Origin of the sequence: Nonomuraea sp. NPDC050202 (assembly GCF_040656115.1) — a bacterium.
In the GTDB taxonomy this organism is placed as follows: domain Bacteria; phylum Actinomycetota; class Actinomycetes; order Streptosporangiales; family Streptosporangiaceae; genus Nonomuraea.
The window spans coordinates 1,000,383-1,017,227 of the sequence record NZ_JBFALF010000002.1 but is presented as its reverse complement, the minus strand read 5'-3'; the positions used below and the strand labels follow the sequence as shown (position 1 = coordinate 1,017,227).

The window sequence follows — 16,845 nt, the reverse complement described above, 5'->3', positions numbered from 1 at the left end:
CTGCCCGGTTCTGTCGTCCTCGGTTGCTATAGATGAGCGCCATCGTCCGGCACGACAACGGGACAGGATGGCCGATGGACGCTTGGGGTGACCTCACCGAGGAAGACGAGCGGGAGTTCGCGCGGCTCGACGCCGCCTTCGAGGCCGGTGAGCCGCTGACCGGCGAGCGCGATGCGACGTTCGGGACGTGGGCGCACGTCAGGTTCTGCGCCGCTCCTGGCGACGAGCGGCGTCGCGCGCTGCTCGGGCAGGTGACCGAGCGCGTGACGGAGTGGGACAAGAACACGGTCTCCGGGCTGTGGCGGGTGTCGGGCCGGGCCCCGCACCCGGCCTCCGTGGACGATCCGGACTTCTACCGGGTGCCGGTGGCCGCCGCCGCCTCGCTGCCCTACTCCGGGCGGCGGTTCGCGCTGCGCTGGTGGGACTTCAGGCACATGCGCTGGTACGACGACCGCTTGTGGCAACTCATCGGCGATCAGTTGACGGAGCTGCTCAGCGAGCCGGAGACCGACGACCCGGCCGAAGCGGTCCGCAACCTGCTCTGGGACGAGGACGCGTTCGTGACGCGGCTGGCCGGTGAGTTCGCTCCCCGGCTCGGGTCCCCTGAGGTGCGGCCACTGCTGCGGCACTGGTGCACCGCCACCGCCTCCAAGCCCAGTCCCCGGTGGACTCAGCAGGCCAAGGAGCTGCTGAACGCGTCGGCCATGAACGTCATCCCCGAGGTGCTACGCGCGCTGGCGGTCCATCGAGAGGCGGTGGTCCGGCATCTGTACGCCGACAGGGTGCACGCCGAGACCGTTTTTCTGCGCCGGCGCACCGCCACGGCGCTGCGTGGCCTGGTGTGGACCTGCGAGCTGATCGACGAGCCGTGGGTGGTTCCGCTGCTCGGCGACGTGGCCGTGACGGCGGGCACGGGCATCGGCGGCTCGGGCGCGAACGCGCGCAGCGAGCTGCTGGCCAACGCGGCGATCGGGGTGCTGGCCAGGCGCGGCGGCCTCGACGTGGTCGCGCAGCTCGCGCGCGTGCAGGCGAAGGTCCGCAAGAAGACGATCCTCGCCGCGGTGGACCGCACGCTGAACGAGGTGGCCGAGGGGGCTGGGCTCTCCCCCGAGCAACTGCTGGACCGCACCGCGCCCACGTTCGGGCTCGACACCGACGGCACCCGTACCGAGCAGGGGCTGTGCCTGTCGCTGGACGGCAAGATCACCTACAACGGGCGCAAGACCATCCCCAAGGCGGTGGATCGGGAGCTGCTCGCCGAGTTCAGGGCCACCGCCAAGGAGCTGAGGAAGGCGGTGCCCGCCGAGCGGTTCCGGATCGAGCGGGCACTGGCCACGGAGCGGATCTGGCGGTGGCGGGACGTGTGCGCCCACTTCCTCGACCACCCGGTCGTCGGCGCGTTCGCCCGCAACCTGATCTGGGAGATCCTGCAGGGCCCCGCCGGGCTACCGGTGCGGGTGGACGGGGCCTGGGAGCTGACCGACCCGGCGGGCCGCCGCATCCAGCCCTTCCCCGACACGCCCGTCCTGCTCTGGCACCCCATCGCGCACAGCGCGCAGGAGGTCCGGGGCTGGCGTGACCACCTCATCGCGAACGAGCTGCGCCAGCCGTTCAAGCAGGCCTTCCGCGAGGTCTACCTGCTCACCCCGGCCGAGGAGGAGACCCGCCACCACTCGCGCCGCTTCGCCCGGCACCTGCTGCGCTACGGCCAGGCCAAGGCGCTGCTGACCGAGCGCGGCTGGAGCGGCATGTCGCTGGGCCACTGGGGCCGGCTGTACGGCTCCGGCGAGGCCGAGGCCACCAAGGAGCTGCCCGGCGGCCTGACCGCGCACTGGGACTTCCACCTCGACGAGGACTCCTTCGACCGCGACGGCGGCGGCACCGTCTCCATCTGCGTCAGCGGCGACCTGCGCTTCACCGCCGAGGGGCGCGGCGTGCCGCTGGCCGAGGTGCCGCCGCTGACGCTGTCGGAGGTGCTGCGTGACGCCGACCTGGCCGTCGGCGTCACGTCCACCGGGCTGGACCCGGAGGGGCACGGCGAGTACTGGGAGTCGTACGGGTTCGGCGAGCTCAGCGAGTCTGCCGAGATGCGCCGCGACGCGCTGGCCCGGCTGCTGCCCCGCCTGGCCGTCGCCGGCCGGTGCACGCTGTCCGGCCGGTTCCTGCACGTCAAGGGCGACCTGCGGACGTACAAGATCCACCTGGGCTCCGGCAACATCCTCATGGAGCCCAACGACGCCTACCTGTGCATCGTCCCGGGCGGTGGCGGCGACCAGGTGTTCCTGCCGTTCGAGGAGGACGGCGGCATGTTGTCGGTCATCCTGTCCAAGGCGTTCCTGCTGGCCGCCGACACCGCGATCACCGACCCGTCGATCACCCGGCAGCTTCGCTGACGCTGAAGGCGCCCGCGAGCAGCTCGTCGAAGGGGTCGTCGGCGGGGCGGTCGAGGCCGCGCAGCGGGCCCGGGTCCACCAGGTGCGCCTCGGCGTACAGGCGGGCCACGAGCGCCTTGCGGCCGTCGTCGAGCCCCCACGTGGCCTGGTCCTCCAGCAGCGCGGCGGCGTAGACGTCGGCCATGAACTGCGCCAGCGGGTAGAGCCGCGCCTCGGCCGCCGGGTGCTCCAGCGCGGACCACGCCTCGATGGCCTTGGTGAGGTCGTCGATGCGGGTCCGTACCAGGTCGGAGGTGGCCAGGGTGCGCAGGTGGTCGAGGAAGGGCAGGTGGGCGCGTTCCTTGAGCATGGCGCGGCGCACGTCGAGGCAGAGGATGTTGTCGCCGCCCTCCCAGATCGGGTTGACCTGCGCGTCGCGCAGCAGCCGGGCCACCGGCCACTGCTCGATGTAGCCGTTGCCGCCGTGCACCTCGATGGCGTCGGTGGCGGCGGTCACGCCGAGGCGGGCGGCGCGCAGCTTGATCAGGGCGGGCGCCAGGCGCAGCCGGGGCCCGACGTACCCGTCGAACACCATCGCCTGCGCGGCCTCGACCTCGACGATCAGCTCGCTCAGCTTGCGCCGCACGAGCGGATGCTCGGCGAGCGGCCGGCCGAACGCCTCGCGGGCGCGGGCGTAGCAGAGCGCCTCGACCAGCGCGCGCCTGGCGACGCCGACGCCCATCATGGCCACGCCGAGCCGGGAGGCGTTGGTGAGCTTCATCATCGTGCCGAGCCCCGAGCCGGAGCCGTCACCGGCCAGCAGGAACGCCTCCGCGCCTGCGAGCTCCACCTCGGCCGAGGCGACGGACCTGGTGCCGAGCTTGTCCTTGAGCCTGCGGATGCGCACCCCGTTGCGGCTGCCGTCGCGCCGCTCCCACAGCACCAGGAACGGCGCCACGGCTCCATCGGGCAGCCTGGCCAGCACGACGAACGCCGAGCCGTTGGCGTTGGAGGCGAACCACTTGAACCCGGTCAGCAGCCACGCGTCACCGGCGGGCACCGCCTCGGTCTCCAGCGCCGCCAGGTCGGAGCCGCCAGTCCGCTCGGTGAACAGTTGTGCGGCCTCGCCGGAGTAGAAGCCGTTGGCGAAGATCTCCCACACCCGATCGCGTACGTCCGGCGGCGCGTGCTTCTCGGCCAGCGAGACCACCATGTCCCCGCCCGTGCCGAGCGCGCAGCCCATCCCGATGTCGGCCTGGTCGAGCAGGTACGTCCACGCGGCGCCCAGCGCGGCCGGATCGGCTCCGTTCGCGCGGGCCTGCCCGGCGAAGGACGGGGAGGTGAAGTTGTCGGCCATCAGCGCCTGCCGGGCGGTGTGGAACGACGGCGGCATGACGACCTGGCTGACGTCCCTGCCCCACTTGTCGTACTTCTCCAGCCGTGGCGGGTTGCGGTCGGTCTCCTCGGCGCATTCGGCGACGAGGCCGCCCATGAGCTCGCCCAGCCGGTCGAGGCGCGGCTCCGCCCAGGCGTAGCCGTCACCCAGGTGCCGCCGCATGAGCAGGCGGAGCGTGGGGTCGCAGCGCCACCAGTTGCGCCCGGCGCCGCCCTGGTAGGACTCGGTGGCGTAGCGGTCGCTGCGGTCGAACGGTTCGATGAGATAGCGGCCCATACTCGCGAGTGTTACATATACTCGACACGCGATGGAAGAGCGTAATAGTACGACCTTGAGCGCCCGTTCAGCGGTGCTGAGCGCGCTGCTCGGCAGCCACCCGCCCCGGCTGCCCGCCCGCCACCTGGTGCGCATCGGCGCGCTGTTCGGCATCGCGGAGGGCACGGTCAGGGTGGCGCTGTCGCGCATGGTCGCGGCCGGCGACCTGCTGCAGGCCGACGGGCAGTACACGCTGTCGCAGCGGCTCGTCGAGCGCCAGGCCCGGCAGGACGAGAGCCGCGACCCGCACACGAGGCCGTGGGACGGCACGTGGGAGGTGGCCGTGGTGACCGCCGAGCGGCGCGCGCCCGCCGACCGGGCCGCGCTCCGGCACACGATGACCGCGCTGCGCCTGGCCGAGCTGCGCGAGGGCACCTGGCTGCGCCCGGCGAACCTGGTGCGCGCCGCCTGGCCGGAGATCGTCACCGCGCAGTGCACGCTGATCGACGGCCGCCCGCGCCGCGACCCCACCCCCCTGCTGTGGGACCTGGACGGCTGGGCGGCCGAGGCGCGGCGCCTGGAGCGGGCGCTCGGCCGCGCGCAGGGGCTGGCCGAGGGCTTCCTCGTCTCGGCCGCCGTGCTGCGTCACCTGCTGGCCGACCCGCTGCTGCCCGCCGAGCTGCTACCGGACGGCTGGCCGGGCGCCGGGCTACGGGCCCGCTACGACGCCTTCGACCGCCGTTACCGCGAGGTCCTCCAGGAGCACCTCAGAGGCTGACGCCGAAGACCGTCCGCTTGCCCCTGAACTCGCTGACGCTCCAGAGCTTGCCGTCCTGCACCGTCAGGTCCTCGGGCCCGATCGGGAACGGCCTGGTCTCCAGCTCCTCGCCCTCGTACACCAGCAGCTTGCCGTTGGCGGCGGAGCCGGCCGACTGGCTCAGGTACCACTTGGCGCGGTACGTCATCGCGCCCTGGATCTTGGGATGCCCCATGACGAACGCGTCCACCGGCTCCCCGCCCTCCAGGTCGAGGTTCCAGCGCCCCACCCAGCCGTCGGGGGTCTTGTCCTGGTACTGCCCGGTGATGAGCCTGGGCGTGTCGCCGCTGCGGTCGATCGACACGAACGAGAACCGCGGCCCCGGCCGCGCCACCTTCCAGAAGTCGGTCTGCGGGATGACGTAGCGGTAGCCGAAGGCGTGCAGCTTGCCGCCGTGGCGGCCGACGCGCTTGCCGTCGCCCAGGTCGTTCTGGGCGGTGCGCAGGTCGAGCAGGTTGCCGAGGTCGAAGACGCGCAGGCCGCGCGTGGTGTCGGCGACGTAGAGCAGGTCGCCGTAGCAGGCGATCCCGCCGGCGTGGATGTCGATCGGCCCGTACGAGCCGTCCGGCTTGGCCTGCACCAGCAGCGCGTGCTGGTACTTCAGCGACTTGGGGCTCAGGAACGACACCCTGATGCCCCGCTCCCCCGCCTCCGGCTTGAAGTACCAGCTCACCATGAACGCGGGGATCCCGATGGTGCCGGAATCCTCGCTGCCGGTCAGGCCTTGCGGGTACCAGTCGGCGGTGTCCTGGTCCTTGGCGTCGAAGGCGTACCACTCGGCCGGTCTGGGCCGCATCGAGCCCATGGCGGCCGCGGCCCCCTTCCGCTCGCAGGCCCTGTTGGCCTGCGCCAGCACCGCCTCGACGGACGTGCCGCCGATCTCGCCGGCCAGCTTGGCCGCCCCCTCCGCCAGGTCCCCCGTCTCCCGCATGAGGGCAAATGCCGCCTTGTCGGTGGGAACCATCCCCGTACCCGCCATATCTGCCTCACCTTTTCCGTCTCTTGACCAGTTTGACGGAACGGGGATGGGCAAGGTTGGCGATCACTTCCACAAATGCACAGGAGTCCCCGAGAGCGCCAGCTCGCGGTAGCGCCGGACGAGCTCGCGCCGGTCGCCGCCGAAGCGCTCCAGCGCCTCGCGCTGCCACGCCGAGCCGGTGCGGCGCAGCCGGGTGCGCTGCGCGATCACGTCCAGCGCCCGGTCCGCGTCGTTCGGCGCCACCCCGGCGCCGAGCAGCCCCTTCCTGGCTTCGGGCAGCAGGTGCAGCACCAGCTCCGCGGCGTCGTGCTCGCCCTCCATGCCGGGCCAGGAGAGCTTGGCGTCCAGCCCGTGCATGGCCGCGCGGTAGAAGTTCTGGTACGCCGTGGCGAACCGGTAACCGGTCAGGTCCCGCTCGGCCTGCGACAGCGTCAGCCCGAGCAGGAAGGCCGTGTTCGCCGCCATGTCCGCGCAGGAGGGCCCGGCGGGCAGCGCCCGCATCTCGATGCGCAGGTGGCCGCCGTCGGCGGGGTCGTAGACGGGCCGGTTCCACTGCCAGATCGTGCCCTGGTGCAGCCGCAGCTCCGGCACCTCGTACCGGTCGGCCCCCTCGGTGAGGTCGGGCACGATCGGGTCGTAGTCCTGCACGTACCGCTCGAACAGCTCGTGCGCGCCCTCGCGCACCCAGTCCGAGCCGAACGTCACCCGCCCGTCCCTGCGCTCGCGCCGCTGCACGTCCCGGTCGTCGGCGGCCTCCTCCATCAGCGCGATGCGGGTCTCCTCCCACAGCTCGCGCCCCAGGAAGAACGGCGAGTTCCCGCACGCCGCCAGCACCGGCCCGATGGCGAGCTGGGCGGCGTTGAACAGCCGGGCGAAGTGCTCGGGCGGCGTGCGGACGTGCACCTGCCAGGAGGTGTTGGCGCTCTCCAGGATCACGTCCTCGACCGAGAGCTCCAAGTCGTCGATCTTGACGAGGAACGGCTCCAGCCGCAGCCTCCTGATGCCCCTGCTCATGGCCCGGTATCGGTTCTGGTCGCTCATCGCGCCCAGCGTGAAGTCCTCGGTGTCGAGCGTCGGCAGGATGCCGATGGGCAGCGCGCCCCCGCCCGCCACGGCCCCGTCCACCTTAGTGATCGTCTCCTGCACCTCGGCGCTCAGCCGCTCGAAGGGCCTGCCCGCCAGGGGCAGCGGGGTCAGGTTCACCTCGATGTTGTAGCGGCCCAGCTCCAGCACCACCCGGTCGTCGCCCAGGGCCTGCCGTACCTGGTCGTTGCGGGGCAGCGGCCGCCCCTCGTCGTCGATCAGGAACAGCTCCAGCTCGGCCCCGATCGTGATCGGGCCCTGACCGAAGCCGGGGGTGTCGAGCAGCTCGCGCAGCACGCCTAGCTGCTCCCGGATGCGTTCCCCGAAGCGGGTGTACTCCGCCTCGGTAAATCGCTCCTTATCCAGATCTCTTCCCATCACCCCAATCTGTCCCAAATGTCAGCCTTGACACCTTCACCAGCGGACGGTGCCCGCATCCTCCAGATAGGCGCCGGTGGGACCGTCCTCGTCCAGGGTCGCGAGCCGCACCGCGATGGCCGCGCCCTGCTCGGCCGTGCGGAACCCCTGGTGATCGTTGAGGTCGGTGGCGCAGTAGCCCGGGTTGGCCGCGTTCACCTTGATGGGGGTGTCCTTCAGCTCCTTGGCGTAGCAGACGGTGACCATGTTGAGCGCGGACTTGGAGGAGTTGTAGCTCAGGGCGTTGAACTCGCCGAAGGGGCTGGCCGGGTCCATCGCCATGGCCAGCGAGCCGAGCTCGCTCGACATGTTCACGATCCGCCCCGCCCGCGACCTGCGCAGCAGCGGCAGCATCGCGTTCGTGACCGTGACGACGCCGAACACGTTCGTCTCGTAGACCTGCCTGAGGTGCGCGGCCGTGGCGGCGCTGGGCAGGAAGCCGGCCGGGTCGCCGGTGATGCCGGCGTTGTTGACCAGGACGTCCAGCCGGCCGTACTCGCTGTCGATCCACTTCGCGGCGGCGGCCACGCTCTCCCCGTCGGTGACGTCGAGCCGGACGTACGGCTGCCCCAGCCGTTCGGCGGCGGACCTGCCGCGCTCGTCGTCCCGCGCCCCCACGATCGTGGTGACGCCCTGCTCCGCCAGCAGGCGCGCGATTTCGTAGCCGATGCCCTTGTTGGCACCCGTGATGAGTGCGATCTTCGTCATGCCTCCCACGTTCGCCCAGGTCAGGTGCTCGCGGGAGAGACCTGGAGAGGCTGGGATCAGCGGTACCACCCACAGGGCCGCGTTTCGGCCGAGGATGGAGGCATGAACCGCGACGAACTCGCCGAATTCCTCCGCGTCAGGCGCGCCCATGTCACCCCCGCGGACGTGGGCCTGCCGGCCGGCGGCAGCCGCCGCACGCCCGGCCTGCGCCGGCAGGAGGTCGCGCAGCTCGCGGGCATGTCGATCGACTACTACATCCGGCTGGAGCAGGGCAGGGGCCCGCACCCGTCCCGGCAGGTGCTCAACGCGCTGTCCCGGGCCCTCATGCTGGGCCAGGACGAGCGCACCCACCTGTTCCACCTGGCGGACCAGCCGCTGGACCCGCCCAGGATCAGGGAGGACGTGCCGGGGAGCCTGCTGCACCTGATCGCGTTCCTGGAGGAGGTGCCGGCGTACGTCCTGGACGCCCGCTACGACATCCGCGCCTGGAACACCATGGCCGGCGTGCTCATGGGCGACCTCGACGCCACGCCGCCCGACCGGCGCAACGTCATCCGCTGGGTCTTCATGTCGCCCGACATCGCCGAGCACCTCACCGACGAGGAGAAGGGCCGCTTCGCCCGCGCCTCGGTCGCCGACCTGCGCGTCGCCGCCGGCCGCTACCCCGAGGACCGGGCCATCCAGGCGCTGGTGGCCGAGATGCTGGCGCTCAGCCCGGAGTTCGCCGAGCTGTGGTCCAGGCACGAGGTCGCGGTACGCAGGGAGCAGCGCAAGCACGTCCACCACCCGGTCGTCGGCACGATCGAGACGATCTGCCAGGTCATGCCGGTGCCCGACCGCGACGATCTGCGCCTGGTGCTCTACACCACCGAACCCGGCTCGCCATCGCACCGGGCCTTGCGCGAGCTGCGGCAATTGACTCTAAGCTCATGAGATGCGAGCGGTTGCCTTTGACATCTTCGGTGGGGAGCTCGACGTGCGCGAGCTGCCCGACCCTTCCCCGGCCGCGCACGGAGCGGTGATCAGGGTCGAGGCGACCGGGCTGTGCCGGTCCGACTGGCACGGCTGGCAGGGTCACGACCCCGACATCAAGGTCCTGCCGCACGTGCCGGGGCACGAGCTGGCGGGCGTCGTCGAGGCGGTGGGCCCCGACGTGCGCGGCTGGCTGCCGGGGGCCAGGGTGACGGTGCCGTTCATCTGCGCGTGCGGCTCCTGCGCCTCCTGCAACACCGGCGAGCAGCAGGTCTGCGAGCGGCAGACGCAGCCGGGCTTCACCCACTGGGGCTCGTTCGCCGAGTACGTCGCCATCGACCACGCCGACGTCAACCTGGTCTCCGTGCCCGAGGACATGGCCTACGCCACCGCGGCCGGCCTCGGCTGCCGCTTCGCCACCGCGTTCCGTGCCGTGGCGCAGGTCGGCCAGGTACGCCCGGGGGAATGGGTGGCCGTGCACGGCTGCGGCGGCGTGGGCCTGTCGGCCGTGATGATCGCGACGGCGGCCGGCGCCCGGGTCGTGGCGGTGGACATCAGCACCGACGCCCTGCACCTGGCGGAGCTGGCAGGGGCCACGCACTTCGTCAACGGCTCGGCCGGTGACGCGGCAGCCCAGGTCAGGGAGCTGACCAGGGGCGGCGCGCACCTGTCGATCGACGCGCTGGGCAGCCCCGCGACGTGCGCCGCCTCCGTCGAGAGCCTGCGCCGCCGGGGCCGGCACGTGCAGGTCGGGCTGCTGCCCGGCGGGGCGACGCCGGTGCCGATGGACCGGGTGATCGGCCACGAGCTGCGGCTGCTGGGCAGCCACGGCATGGCCGCGCACGCCTACCCGCCCATGCTGGAGATGATCAGGGCCGGGATCCTGCACCCCGACCAGCTCGTCACCCGCACGATCGGGCTCGCCGACGCCGGCAAGGCGCTGGCCTCGATCGGCTCGGTGCCGGGCGTCACCATGATCACCCCCCGCTGATCGGTGCTCAGTCCTCCGGCCGCACCCTCAGCGTTCTGAGCACCAGGGCCAGCATGCCGTGGTGGGCCACGAGCATGATCAGCTCGATCCGGCCCGCCTCGTCGTAGCGGTCGCACAGCGCCGCCCACGTCGCGTCCGTCAGGTCGCCGGCGTAGTAGAGGTCGTCGGCCACCTGCAGCACGAGCTGGTCCTCGACCGACCACAGGGCGTCCGGCCTGCGCACCAGCTCGACCTCCTGCGGCGTGAGGCCCGCGTCCAGGGCGAGGCGGGCGTTCCTGGCCCACTCGTAGGCGCTGCCGCAGTGGTGGGCGGTGCGCAGGATGGCCAGCTCGCGGTCCCTGGCGGGCAGCGTGCCGTCCTGCAGCGTGCCGTGGAGGTGCCGCCACGCCTGGTACAGGCCCGGGTGGCGGGCCAGGGTGGCGAACACGTTGTACGGATGGGCCTTGGTGAAGTCGTCCCATTGTTCGGGTGGAAGGGGCCGCACGCGGGGTTTCATGTTCGTCAACATCTCCCAACCGGCCAGACGCTTGGTAAGCCTCCATCAGGGTACGAGCCGTCCGCGATAAAACGGCTTTACGGCTAAATAGAAGCGCTTTTCTTGATTGGGTCAATACGGCAGGATAAAGAGGCCCGCAGACGTTGCAAGCCTGGTCGACCGCAAGGACGCATGGTGATTCGAACGTTGCTCGCTGAGGACATGAACCTGGTACGAGGGGCGCTCGTGGCGCTGCTGGCCTATGAAGAGGACATCGAAGTCGTGGCCGAGGTCGATCGGGGTGATCGCATCCTGGCCGCGGCCCGGGCCTCCCGGCCCGACGTCGCGGTACTCGACATCGCGTTACCCGGCATGGACGGGCTCGACGCGGCGCGTGAGCTGCACGAGAAGTTACCCGAGTGCGGGGTGCTCATCCTGACCGGGGTCGGCACCCCCGGGCTGCTCAAGAAGGCGCTCGACGCGCACGTACGCGGGTTCATGGCCAAGGACGCGCCCTCCGGGCGGCTGGCGGACGGCATCCGCAGGGTAGCCGACGGCGAGCGGGTCATCGACTCCGAGCTGGCGATCGCGGCCATGCGGCCGGCCGATGCGCCGCTGACGCCACGCGAGCTGGACGTGATCGGGGCGGCGGCGGACGGGGCGTCGGTCGGGGAGATCGCGGCCTCGCTGTATCTGGCCGAGGGTACGGTCCGGAATTATCTGTCCAGGACCACGGCCAAGCTGGGAGCGCGCAGCAGGATCGACGCCATCCGCATCGCCAGGGAATCGGGTTGGATCTGAAATGTTCAAATTCCTGAATTTAGTCCGGTATGTGCCGCCAGAAAGGCCAGCACGTCGGCGGCCAGCGCGACGGAGCGGCTGACCGCCCGGGCCCCGTGGCCCACGTCCGGCTCGTGGCGCAGCAGGACCGGCCGGTCGCCGCCGGTCGCCCACTGCAGCGCCGCGCACATCTTGCGGGCGTGCATGGGGTCCACCCGCGTGTCGGCCGCCGCCGCCGTGAACAGCGTCGCCGGGTAGCCGGCGGCCTTGCTCACGTGGTGGTAGGGCGAGTAGTCGAGCAGCCAGGCGAGCTGCTCGGGGTCGTCCGGGTCGCCGTACTCGCCGGTCCACGAGGGGCCGAGGCCGCTGAGGTGGTAGCGGGCCATGTCGAGCAGCCCGGCCGAGCACACGACGGCGGCGAACAGGTCGGGCCGCTGGGTGAGCGCGGCCCCGACGAGCAGGCCGCCGTTCGACTCGCCCCAGATGCCGAGCTGCTCGGGGGTCGTCCAGCCGTCGGCGATCAGCTTCTCGGCGGCGGCCACGAAGTCGTCGAACACGTTCTGCTTGCGCTCCAGCATGCCGTCGCGGTGCCACGCCTCACCCTCCTCCCCGCCGCCGCGCAGGTTGGCGATGGCCAGCACGCCGCCCGCCTCGACCCAGGCCAGGGAGTCGGCGGCGTAGCCGGGCATGAGGGGGATGCCGAAGCCGCCGTACCCGCTGAGGATCGCCGGGCGCGGGCCGCCCTGGGAGGGGCGCGCGACGACGACCATGCGGATCAGGGTGCCGTCGGCTGAGGCGTACTCGATGTGGGAGCTGCGCACCTCCGGCAGCGTGACGCGGCCGGGCGCGGCGGACCAGCGCGTGGTGGCGTCTGTGCGGGCGTCGTAGCGCCAGATCTCGGCGGGGGTGACGGCGTCGGTGTAGGCGAACCACGCCTCGGGGCCGCCTCCCGGGCGGGAGGTGAGCGAGGCGATCGAGCCGTTGCCGGGCAGCGGCACGGTGCCCAGCCGCTCCCCCGTGCGGGCGTGGTGCACGGCGATCTCGCCGACCGCGTGCCGCGTCCTGGAGACGAGCAGCCGGTCGCCGTCGAGCAGCGTGAACGCCCCCAGCACGGCCTCCGTGTCCTCCGGGATCAGCTCCCGCCAGGCCGTGGGATTCCCCGGGTCGGCCACGCAGAGCCTGCGGCGGGGCGCGTCCCTGTCGGTGAGCAGGTACAGGCGGCCGTCGCAGGCCACCGCGCCGGCCGTGCGGGCGTGCGAGCCCTCCTGCACGGGACGGGGCGCCGGGTCCTGGCCGGCCAGGTCGGCCAGCCAGAGCGAGTTGCCCGACGCGGTACCCGCCGAGATCGTCAGCCAGCGGCCGTCGGGGCTGATCTGCACGCCGTACGAGATCGCGCCCCTGGTGAACACGGGCACGTCGGGCTCGGCCGAGCCGATCGTGTGCAGGAACACGCCCTCCCGGAAGCGGACGTAGTAGAACGACTCGCCGCCCGGCAGCCAGGCGACCGCCGAGTAGCGGCAGCCGCCGATGGGCCCGTCGACGACCGCTCCGGTGGCGAGGTCCCGCACGTACAGGCAGGCCTTCTCGTCGCCGCTGCGCGAGGTCTGGTACGCCAGGCGGCGCCCCTCCAGGTCGGGCTGCCAGTCGTCCAGCGTCGTCAGCCCGCTGGGGTCCAGCTCCATGGGGTCCAGCACCACGCGGTCGTCGCAGCAGAGCACCGGGTGCTCCTGCGACGGGGATTGGCGCAGGTGGAAGCGCTTGTCGCCGCGCCACACGGGCGGGGTCACCAGGCCCGTCTCCCTGAGCTCGGTCAGCCGCGCCAGGAATCGCTCCCGCTGGGGCAGCGCGGCGGCGCTGTCGCGCCACAGCCGGTCCTGGGCCGCCAGCCACGCCTGCGTGCGCGGGTCGGCGGGGTCCTCCAGCCAGCGGTACGGGTCGTCGATCTCGTGGCCGTGGCGGCGTTCGGTGATGGGGAGGCGTTCGGCGGGCGGATAGCTGTCTTGAAATTTCATGACACGGGCTCCGGGTGCCAGTGGCCGGCCAGGTCGGCGTACAAGGGGGAGGTCCGGATCAGCTCCTCGTGGGTGCCGAGCGTGATCCGGGCGCCGTCCATGAGCAGGATGCGGCGGGCGCGCAGGGCGGAGGTCAGGCGGTGGGCGATCACGATGAGCGTGCCGCCTCTCCGGGCGAACGCGGCCTCGGCCCTGGCCTCGGTGGCGGGGTCGAGGTGGCAGGTGGCCTCGTCGAGGATGACGATGCGGGCGGGGGCCAGGTAGGCGCGGGCCAGGGCGATGAGCTGGCGCTGTCCTGCCGAGAGCGCGCCGGGCTCGACCTGCGCGTCGTACCCGCCCAGCTCGTCCACCAGGCCGCCCGCGCCGACGGCCTCGACGGCCTCGACGATCTCCGCCGGCCTGGTGCCGGTTTCCGCGTGGTAGAGCAGGTTCTCCCGGAGCGTGCCCCTGAAGACGTACGCCTCCTGGGGGATCAGCACGCGGGCGGCGGGGTCGAGCTGGTCGGCGGGCACGCCGCCGACCAGCACCTCGCCCTCACCGGGTCGCAGCACGCCGCTGAGCAGGGACGCGAGCGTGGACTTGCCCGCCCCGCTGGGCCCCACGATCGCCAGGTGGTCGCCCTCGGGGACCGTCAGGTCCAGGCCGTCCAGAACGGGCGCGGAGTGCGGGCCGTAGGCGAAGGTGACGGCGTCGAGCCGGATCTCGCTCGCGAACGGGCGGATCCTGGAGGGGACGGGGGCGGCGGGCGGCGCCATGGCGAGGATGCGGCCGAGCGAGACGGCGAGCCGGACGCCGCTGACGCCGAGCCCGTGCACGAGCCCGCCGAGCGCGGGCGCCAGCGACTGGGCGACGTACGCGAGGGTGCCCACGATCACCCCGGCCCCCACCCCCCGGTCCAGCAGCCACGGGGTTCCCGCCAGGACGAGGACGACGGGCAGCCAGCCGCCGACGGCCAGGGCCGCGGTGCGGGCGGCGCTCACCCGGGCGAGCGTGCGCGCGGCGGCGGCCTGCGCGCCGACCCGGCGTTCGAGCCGGCCCGTCACGCTCTCCCGCAGACCGCACGCCTCGATGTCGCGCAGCCCGCCCGCCATGTCGGTCATGGCCTCGGCCAGCCGCTCGTCGGCCAGCAGGTACGCGCGCTGCCGCCGGGCCAGCGCGGGCAGCGAGGCCAGGAAGAGCCCGAGCCCGGCCAGGAAGGGCGGCATGACGAGCACGAGCGTCTCGGGAGCCAGCGTCAGCAGCCCCAGCACGACGCTGACCACCGTGAACACGAACCCGCGCACGGTCGTGACCACGGCCGCGAAGGCGTCCCTGGCCAGCTCGACCTGGAGCCCGGCCCTGGCCACGGCCCCGCTGTCGCGCCCCGAGCCCGTCCTGAGCGCGCCCTCCACCACCCGCGTCAGGAGATCGTCCCTGAACGGCTCCGCCACCGCGGCGACGGCCAGCACGACCTGCCGCGCGGCCACGGCCCCCGCCAGCCACGTGACTCCGAGCGCGGCCAGCCAGCCGAGCCCGATCAGCGGCTCGGCCGCACCGAACCCGTCCTCGATGGAGCGGGCGACGGCATGCCCGATGAGGAACGCGGGCGCCGCCTCGACCACCGACCAGAGCCCGAGCTTGACGAGCTGCCGCGGCTCCCGCCGCAGGGCGCGGACGAGCGGGTTCATGGCGCGGCTCCCTGGGCTCCCCTGGCTTCCTGGACTCCCCCTGCTTCCTCTGTGACCTCGGCTCCCTGGAAGACCGCCCGGTAGGCCGGGTCCTGCCACAGCACGTGGTGCGGCCCGCACGCGCGGACCGTGCCGCCGTCGAGCCAGACGACCTGGTCGGCGCGGGCGGCGGTGGCCAGCCGGTGGGCGGCGATGAGGCGGGTGCGGCCGAGCCGGTCGGTGGTGAGGGCCTGGCCGACCTGGCGCTCGGTCACGGTGTCGAGGCTGGAGGTGGCGTCGTCGAGCACGAGCAGCCGCTCCCCCCGGGCGAACGCCCTGGCCAGGCCGATGCGCTGCCGCTCGCCGCCGGACATGGGCGCGTCGCCGAGGGGGGTGGCGAAGCCGAGCGGGAGCCGCCGGACGAACGTGTCCGCGCACGCGGCCTCGGCGGCCTCCGCCACCCGACGCGCCGCCGGCAGCCGGCCGTCGAGGACGGCGGCCTCCGCGGACAGGCCCGGGCCGGCGGCCGCCCCCTTCCTGACGGGCGCCGGCTCGGGGGCGGTGGGGCTGGTGGCGCTGGTGGGGCTGAGGGGGCTGAGGGGGCTGAGGGGGCTGAGGGGGCTGACCGGGCTGATGGCGTCGCCGATGGTCTCGCCGACCAGGACCGGGCGTTCGAAGGCGTAGCCGATCGCCCGCCTCAGCTCCTCCTCCGCCAGCTCCGCCAGGGGCACGCCGTCGAGCAGGACGGTGCCGCGCTCGGGGTCGGCCAGCCGGCCCGCCAGCGCGGCCAGCAACGACTTGCCCGACCCCGACCGCCCGACGACGGCGGTGACGGATCCGCCGGGGAGCGTGAGGTCGCCGATGGCCAGGCCGCCGGCGGCCACGTCGCGGAACTCGACCGTACCGGGGCCGGGCGGGAGCGCGCGGGTGCCGTACCGGACGGGTGGCAGGTCGAGGACCTCGGCCACCCGTCCGGCGGCGGCGCGCGCCCTGGCCAGGCCGCTGATGTGGCCGAGCGCCGTGCTGAGCGAGGCCCCGAGCACGGCGTAGCGCGCGGCGGCGTACAGCTCTCCGATGGTGAGGTCGCCCGCGGCGAGCATGAAGCCGCCCACGGCGAGGACGGCGACCTCCAGCAGCGGCACGACCAGGCCGGACCGGACGGCGGCCGAGGCGTTGGCCCGCCACAGCGCCATGCCGTGCGTGCGCAGCCCGGGCAGCGGCGCGAGCACGCGGCGCGACTCGCGGCCCGCCGTGCCCGCGGCGGCGATCGTGCGGGCGCCGCCCAGCGCCTCCACCAGGCGGGCGGCGATCTCGCCCTGGGCCTCCTGGTACCCGCCCGCGAGCGTGGTCGTCGTGCGCAGGAAGGCACGCAGGACGAAGAGGATGACGACGATGCCCGCCCCGAGCGTCAGCGTCAGGACGGGAGCGATGAGGGTGAGCGCGACCAGCGCGCCGGCCGTGGGGACGAGCAGCGCGAGGGCGCTGGTCACCGTCTCGGGCGCCCTGCCGACCTCCTCGGCGTTCAGGCCTGCCCGGGTGACGAGCTCGCCTTCCGGGAAGCGGCGGGTGGCCGCCGAGCCGGTGCCGAGCACGTGCCGCAGCACGCCGGAGCGCAGTGTCGCGGCGGCGTGGGCGCCGCTGGCGCCGCGCGCCCAGACGCCGAGGCTCTCACAGAGCATGACGGCGGCGACCGCGCCGGCGCAGAGCGCCAGCCAGGGGGTGCCGCCGGGCTGGCGCGTCACGAGGGCGTCCACGGTGCGGCCGATCAGGTACGGGATGGCCAGCTCGCCGGCCGCTCCCACGACTGCCGTGCCGGCCAGCACGACGGGCCATGGGCCGCCGCGCCGTACCGCGCTGACGACCAGCCGGTCTCCTGCCCGCAACGCGACCCCTCCTCTCGTGCATGTCCCCGCGCCGTGATGGACGGCGCGGGGACCTCTAT

Annotated in this window: 13 protein-coding genes; 5 read left to right on the top strand and 8 right to left on the bottom strand. The window is 73.1% G+C overall.

Annotated features, from left to right (window positions below; genetic code table 11):
• Positions 1-32: 32 nt before the first annotated feature.
• On the top strand, positions 33-2,393 hold the full coding sequence (locus AB0I79_RS09900; RefSeq protein ID WP_357869526.1) for a DUF4132 domain-containing protein: 2,361 nt from the start codon (positions 33-35) through the stop codon (positions 2,391-2,393).
• Here the strand turns inward: AB0I79_RS09900 and AB0I79_RS09895 are convergent.
• A complete protein-coding gene (locus AB0I79_RS09895) occupies positions 2,374-4,044 on the bottom strand; it encodes an acyl-CoA dehydrogenase family protein (RefSeq protein ID WP_357869523.1) in 1,671 nt (556 codons plus the stop codon). The two genes, AB0I79_RS09900 and AB0I79_RS09895, sit on opposite strands and share 20 nt — an antisense overlap.
• Before the next feature lie 55 nt (positions 4,045-4,099).
• Between AB0I79_RS09895 and AB0I79_RS09890 the strand changes: the two genes are divergently transcribed.
• Complete coding sequence (locus AB0I79_RS09890; protein WP_357869520.1) at positions 4,100-4,801, top strand: PaaX family transcriptional regulator C-terminal domain-containing protein; 702 nt, start codon at positions 4,100-4,102, stop codon at positions 4,799-4,801.
• Here AB0I79_RS09890 and AB0I79_RS09885 read toward each other — a convergent pair.
• The 3 genes from AB0I79_RS09885 to AB0I79_RS09875 form a co-directional block, all read right to left on the bottom strand.
• Positions 4,791-5,819, bottom strand: a complete 1,029-nt coding sequence (locus AB0I79_RS09885) for a hypothetical protein (RefSeq protein ID WP_357869517.1) — start codon at positions 5,817-5,819, stop codon at positions 4,791-4,793. The two genes, AB0I79_RS09890 and AB0I79_RS09885, sit on opposite strands and share 11 nt — an antisense overlap.
• Positions 5,820-5,882: 63 nt before the next feature.
• Positions 5,883-7,280 carry a glutamate--cysteine ligase gene (locus tag AB0I79_RS09880; RefSeq protein WP_357869514.1) on the bottom strand — a complete coding sequence of 466 codons (1,398 nt, stop codon included), beginning with the start codon at positions 7,278-7,280 and terminating at the stop codon, positions 5,883-5,885.
• Between the two features lie 36 nt (positions 7,281-7,316).
• The gene (locus AB0I79_RS09875; protein WP_357869511.1) at positions 7,317-8,027 is read right to left on the bottom strand and encodes an SDR family oxidoreductase; all 711 of its coding nucleotides are present in this window, start codon (positions 8,025-8,027) and stop codon (positions 7,317-7,319) included.
• A 102-nt stretch (positions 8,028-8,129) separates the two neighbouring features.
• On the opposite strand from AB0I79_RS09875, the gene AB0I79_RS09870 reads away from it, so the two are divergent.
• Both AB0I79_RS09870 and AB0I79_RS09865 read left to right on the top strand, forming a co-directional pair.
• Positions 8,130-8,960: a helix-turn-helix transcriptional regulator gene (locus tag AB0I79_RS09870; RefSeq protein WP_357869508.1), complete on the top strand. Its 831-nt coding sequence runs from the start codon at positions 8,130-8,132 to the stop codon at positions 8,958-8,960.
• 1 nt (position 8,961) lies between these two features.
• Positions 8,962-9,990 carry a zinc-dependent alcohol dehydrogenase family protein gene (locus AB0I79_RS09865; protein WP_357869506.1) on the top strand — a complete coding sequence of 343 codons (1,029 nt, stop codon included), beginning with the start codon at positions 8,962-8,964 and terminating at the stop codon, positions 9,988-9,990.
• A 7-nt stretch (positions 9,991-9,997) separates the two neighbouring features.
• Here the strand turns inward: AB0I79_RS09865 and AB0I79_RS09860 are convergent, their stop codons facing one another.
• The gene (locus AB0I79_RS09860) at positions 9,998-10,486 is read right to left on the bottom strand and encodes a carboxymuconolactone decarboxylase family protein (RefSeq protein WP_357869504.1); all 489 of its coding nucleotides are present in this window, start codon (positions 10,484-10,486) and stop codon (positions 9,998-10,000) included.
• Positions 10,487-10,657: 171 nt separating this feature from the next.
• Here AB0I79_RS09860 and AB0I79_RS09855 point away from each other — a divergent pair, with 171 nt between their 5' ends.
• Positions 10,658-11,266: a response regulator transcription factor gene (locus tag AB0I79_RS09855; protein WP_357869501.1), complete on the top strand. Its 609-nt coding sequence runs from the start codon at positions 10,658-10,660 to the stop codon at positions 11,264-11,266.
• Between the two features lie 5 nt (positions 11,267-11,271).
• Here the strand turns inward: AB0I79_RS09855 and AB0I79_RS09850 are convergent, their stop codons facing one another.
• From AB0I79_RS09850 to AB0I79_RS09840, 3 genes are read right to left on the bottom strand one after another with little or no spacing between them, the layout of a single operon-like run.
• Positions 11,272-13,257 carry a prolyl oligopeptidase family serine peptidase gene (locus tag AB0I79_RS09850; RefSeq protein WP_357869498.1) on the bottom strand — a complete coding sequence of 662 codons (1,986 nt, stop codon included), beginning with the start codon at positions 13,255-13,257 and terminating at the stop codon, positions 11,272-11,274.
• Complete coding sequence (locus AB0I79_RS09845) at positions 13,254-14,924, bottom strand: ABC transporter ATP-binding protein (protein WP_357869495.1); 1,671 nt, start codon at positions 14,922-14,924, stop codon at positions 13,254-13,256. The genes AB0I79_RS09850 and AB0I79_RS09845 overlap by 4 nt, the downstream gene beginning before the upstream one ends.
• The gene (locus AB0I79_RS09840; protein ID WP_357869492.1) at positions 14,921-16,786 is read right to left on the bottom strand and encodes an ABC transporter ATP-binding protein; all 1,866 of its coding nucleotides are present in this window, start codon (positions 16,784-16,786) and stop codon (positions 14,921-14,923) included. The genes AB0I79_RS09845 and AB0I79_RS09840 overlap by 4 nt, the downstream gene beginning before the upstream one ends.
• Positions 16,787-16,845: the final 59 nt, after the last annotated feature.

Coding starts and splice junctions, on each gene's coding strand:
- AB0I79_RS09865 (WP_357869506.1), top strand. CDS start 8,962: ATGCGAGCGGTTGCCTTTGACATCTTCGGTGGGGAGCTCGACGTGCGC.
- AB0I79_RS09885 (WP_357869517.1), bottom strand. CDS start 5,819: ATGGCGGGTACGGGGATGGTTCCCACCGACAAGGCGGCATTTGCCCTC.
- AB0I79_RS09875 (WP_357869511.1), bottom strand. CDS start 8,027: ATGACGAAGATCGCACTCATCACGGGTGCCAACAAGGGCATCGGCTAC.
- AB0I79_RS09900 (WP_357869526.1), top strand. CDS start 33: ATGAGCGCCATCGTCCGGCACGACAACGGGACAGGATGGCCGATGGAC.
- AB0I79_RS09855 (WP_357869501.1), top strand. CDS start 10,658: ATGGTGATTCGAACGTTGCTCGCTGAGGACATGAACCTGGTACGAGGG.
- AB0I79_RS09845 (WP_357869495.1), bottom strand. CDS start 14,924: ATGAACCCGCTCGTCCGCGCCCTGCGGCGGGAGCCGCGGCAGCTCGTC.
- AB0I79_RS09880 (WP_357869514.1), bottom strand. CDS start 7,280: ATGGGAAGAGATCTGGATAAGGAGCGATTTACCGAGGCGGAGTACACC.
- AB0I79_RS09860 (WP_357869504.1), bottom strand. CDS start 10,486: ATGAAACCCCGCGTGCGGCCCCTTCCACCCGAACAATGGGACGACTTC.
- AB0I79_RS09895 (WP_357869523.1), bottom strand. CDS start 4,044: ATGGGCCGCTATCTCATCGAACCGTTCGACCGCAGCGACCGCTACGCC.
- AB0I79_RS09870 (WP_357869508.1), top strand. CDS start 8,130: ATGAACCGCGACGAACTCGCCGAATTCCTCCGCGTCAGGCGCGCCCAT.
- AB0I79_RS09850 (WP_357869498.1), bottom strand. CDS start 13,257: ATGAAATTTCAAGACAGCTATCCGCCCGCCGAACGCCTCCCCATCACC.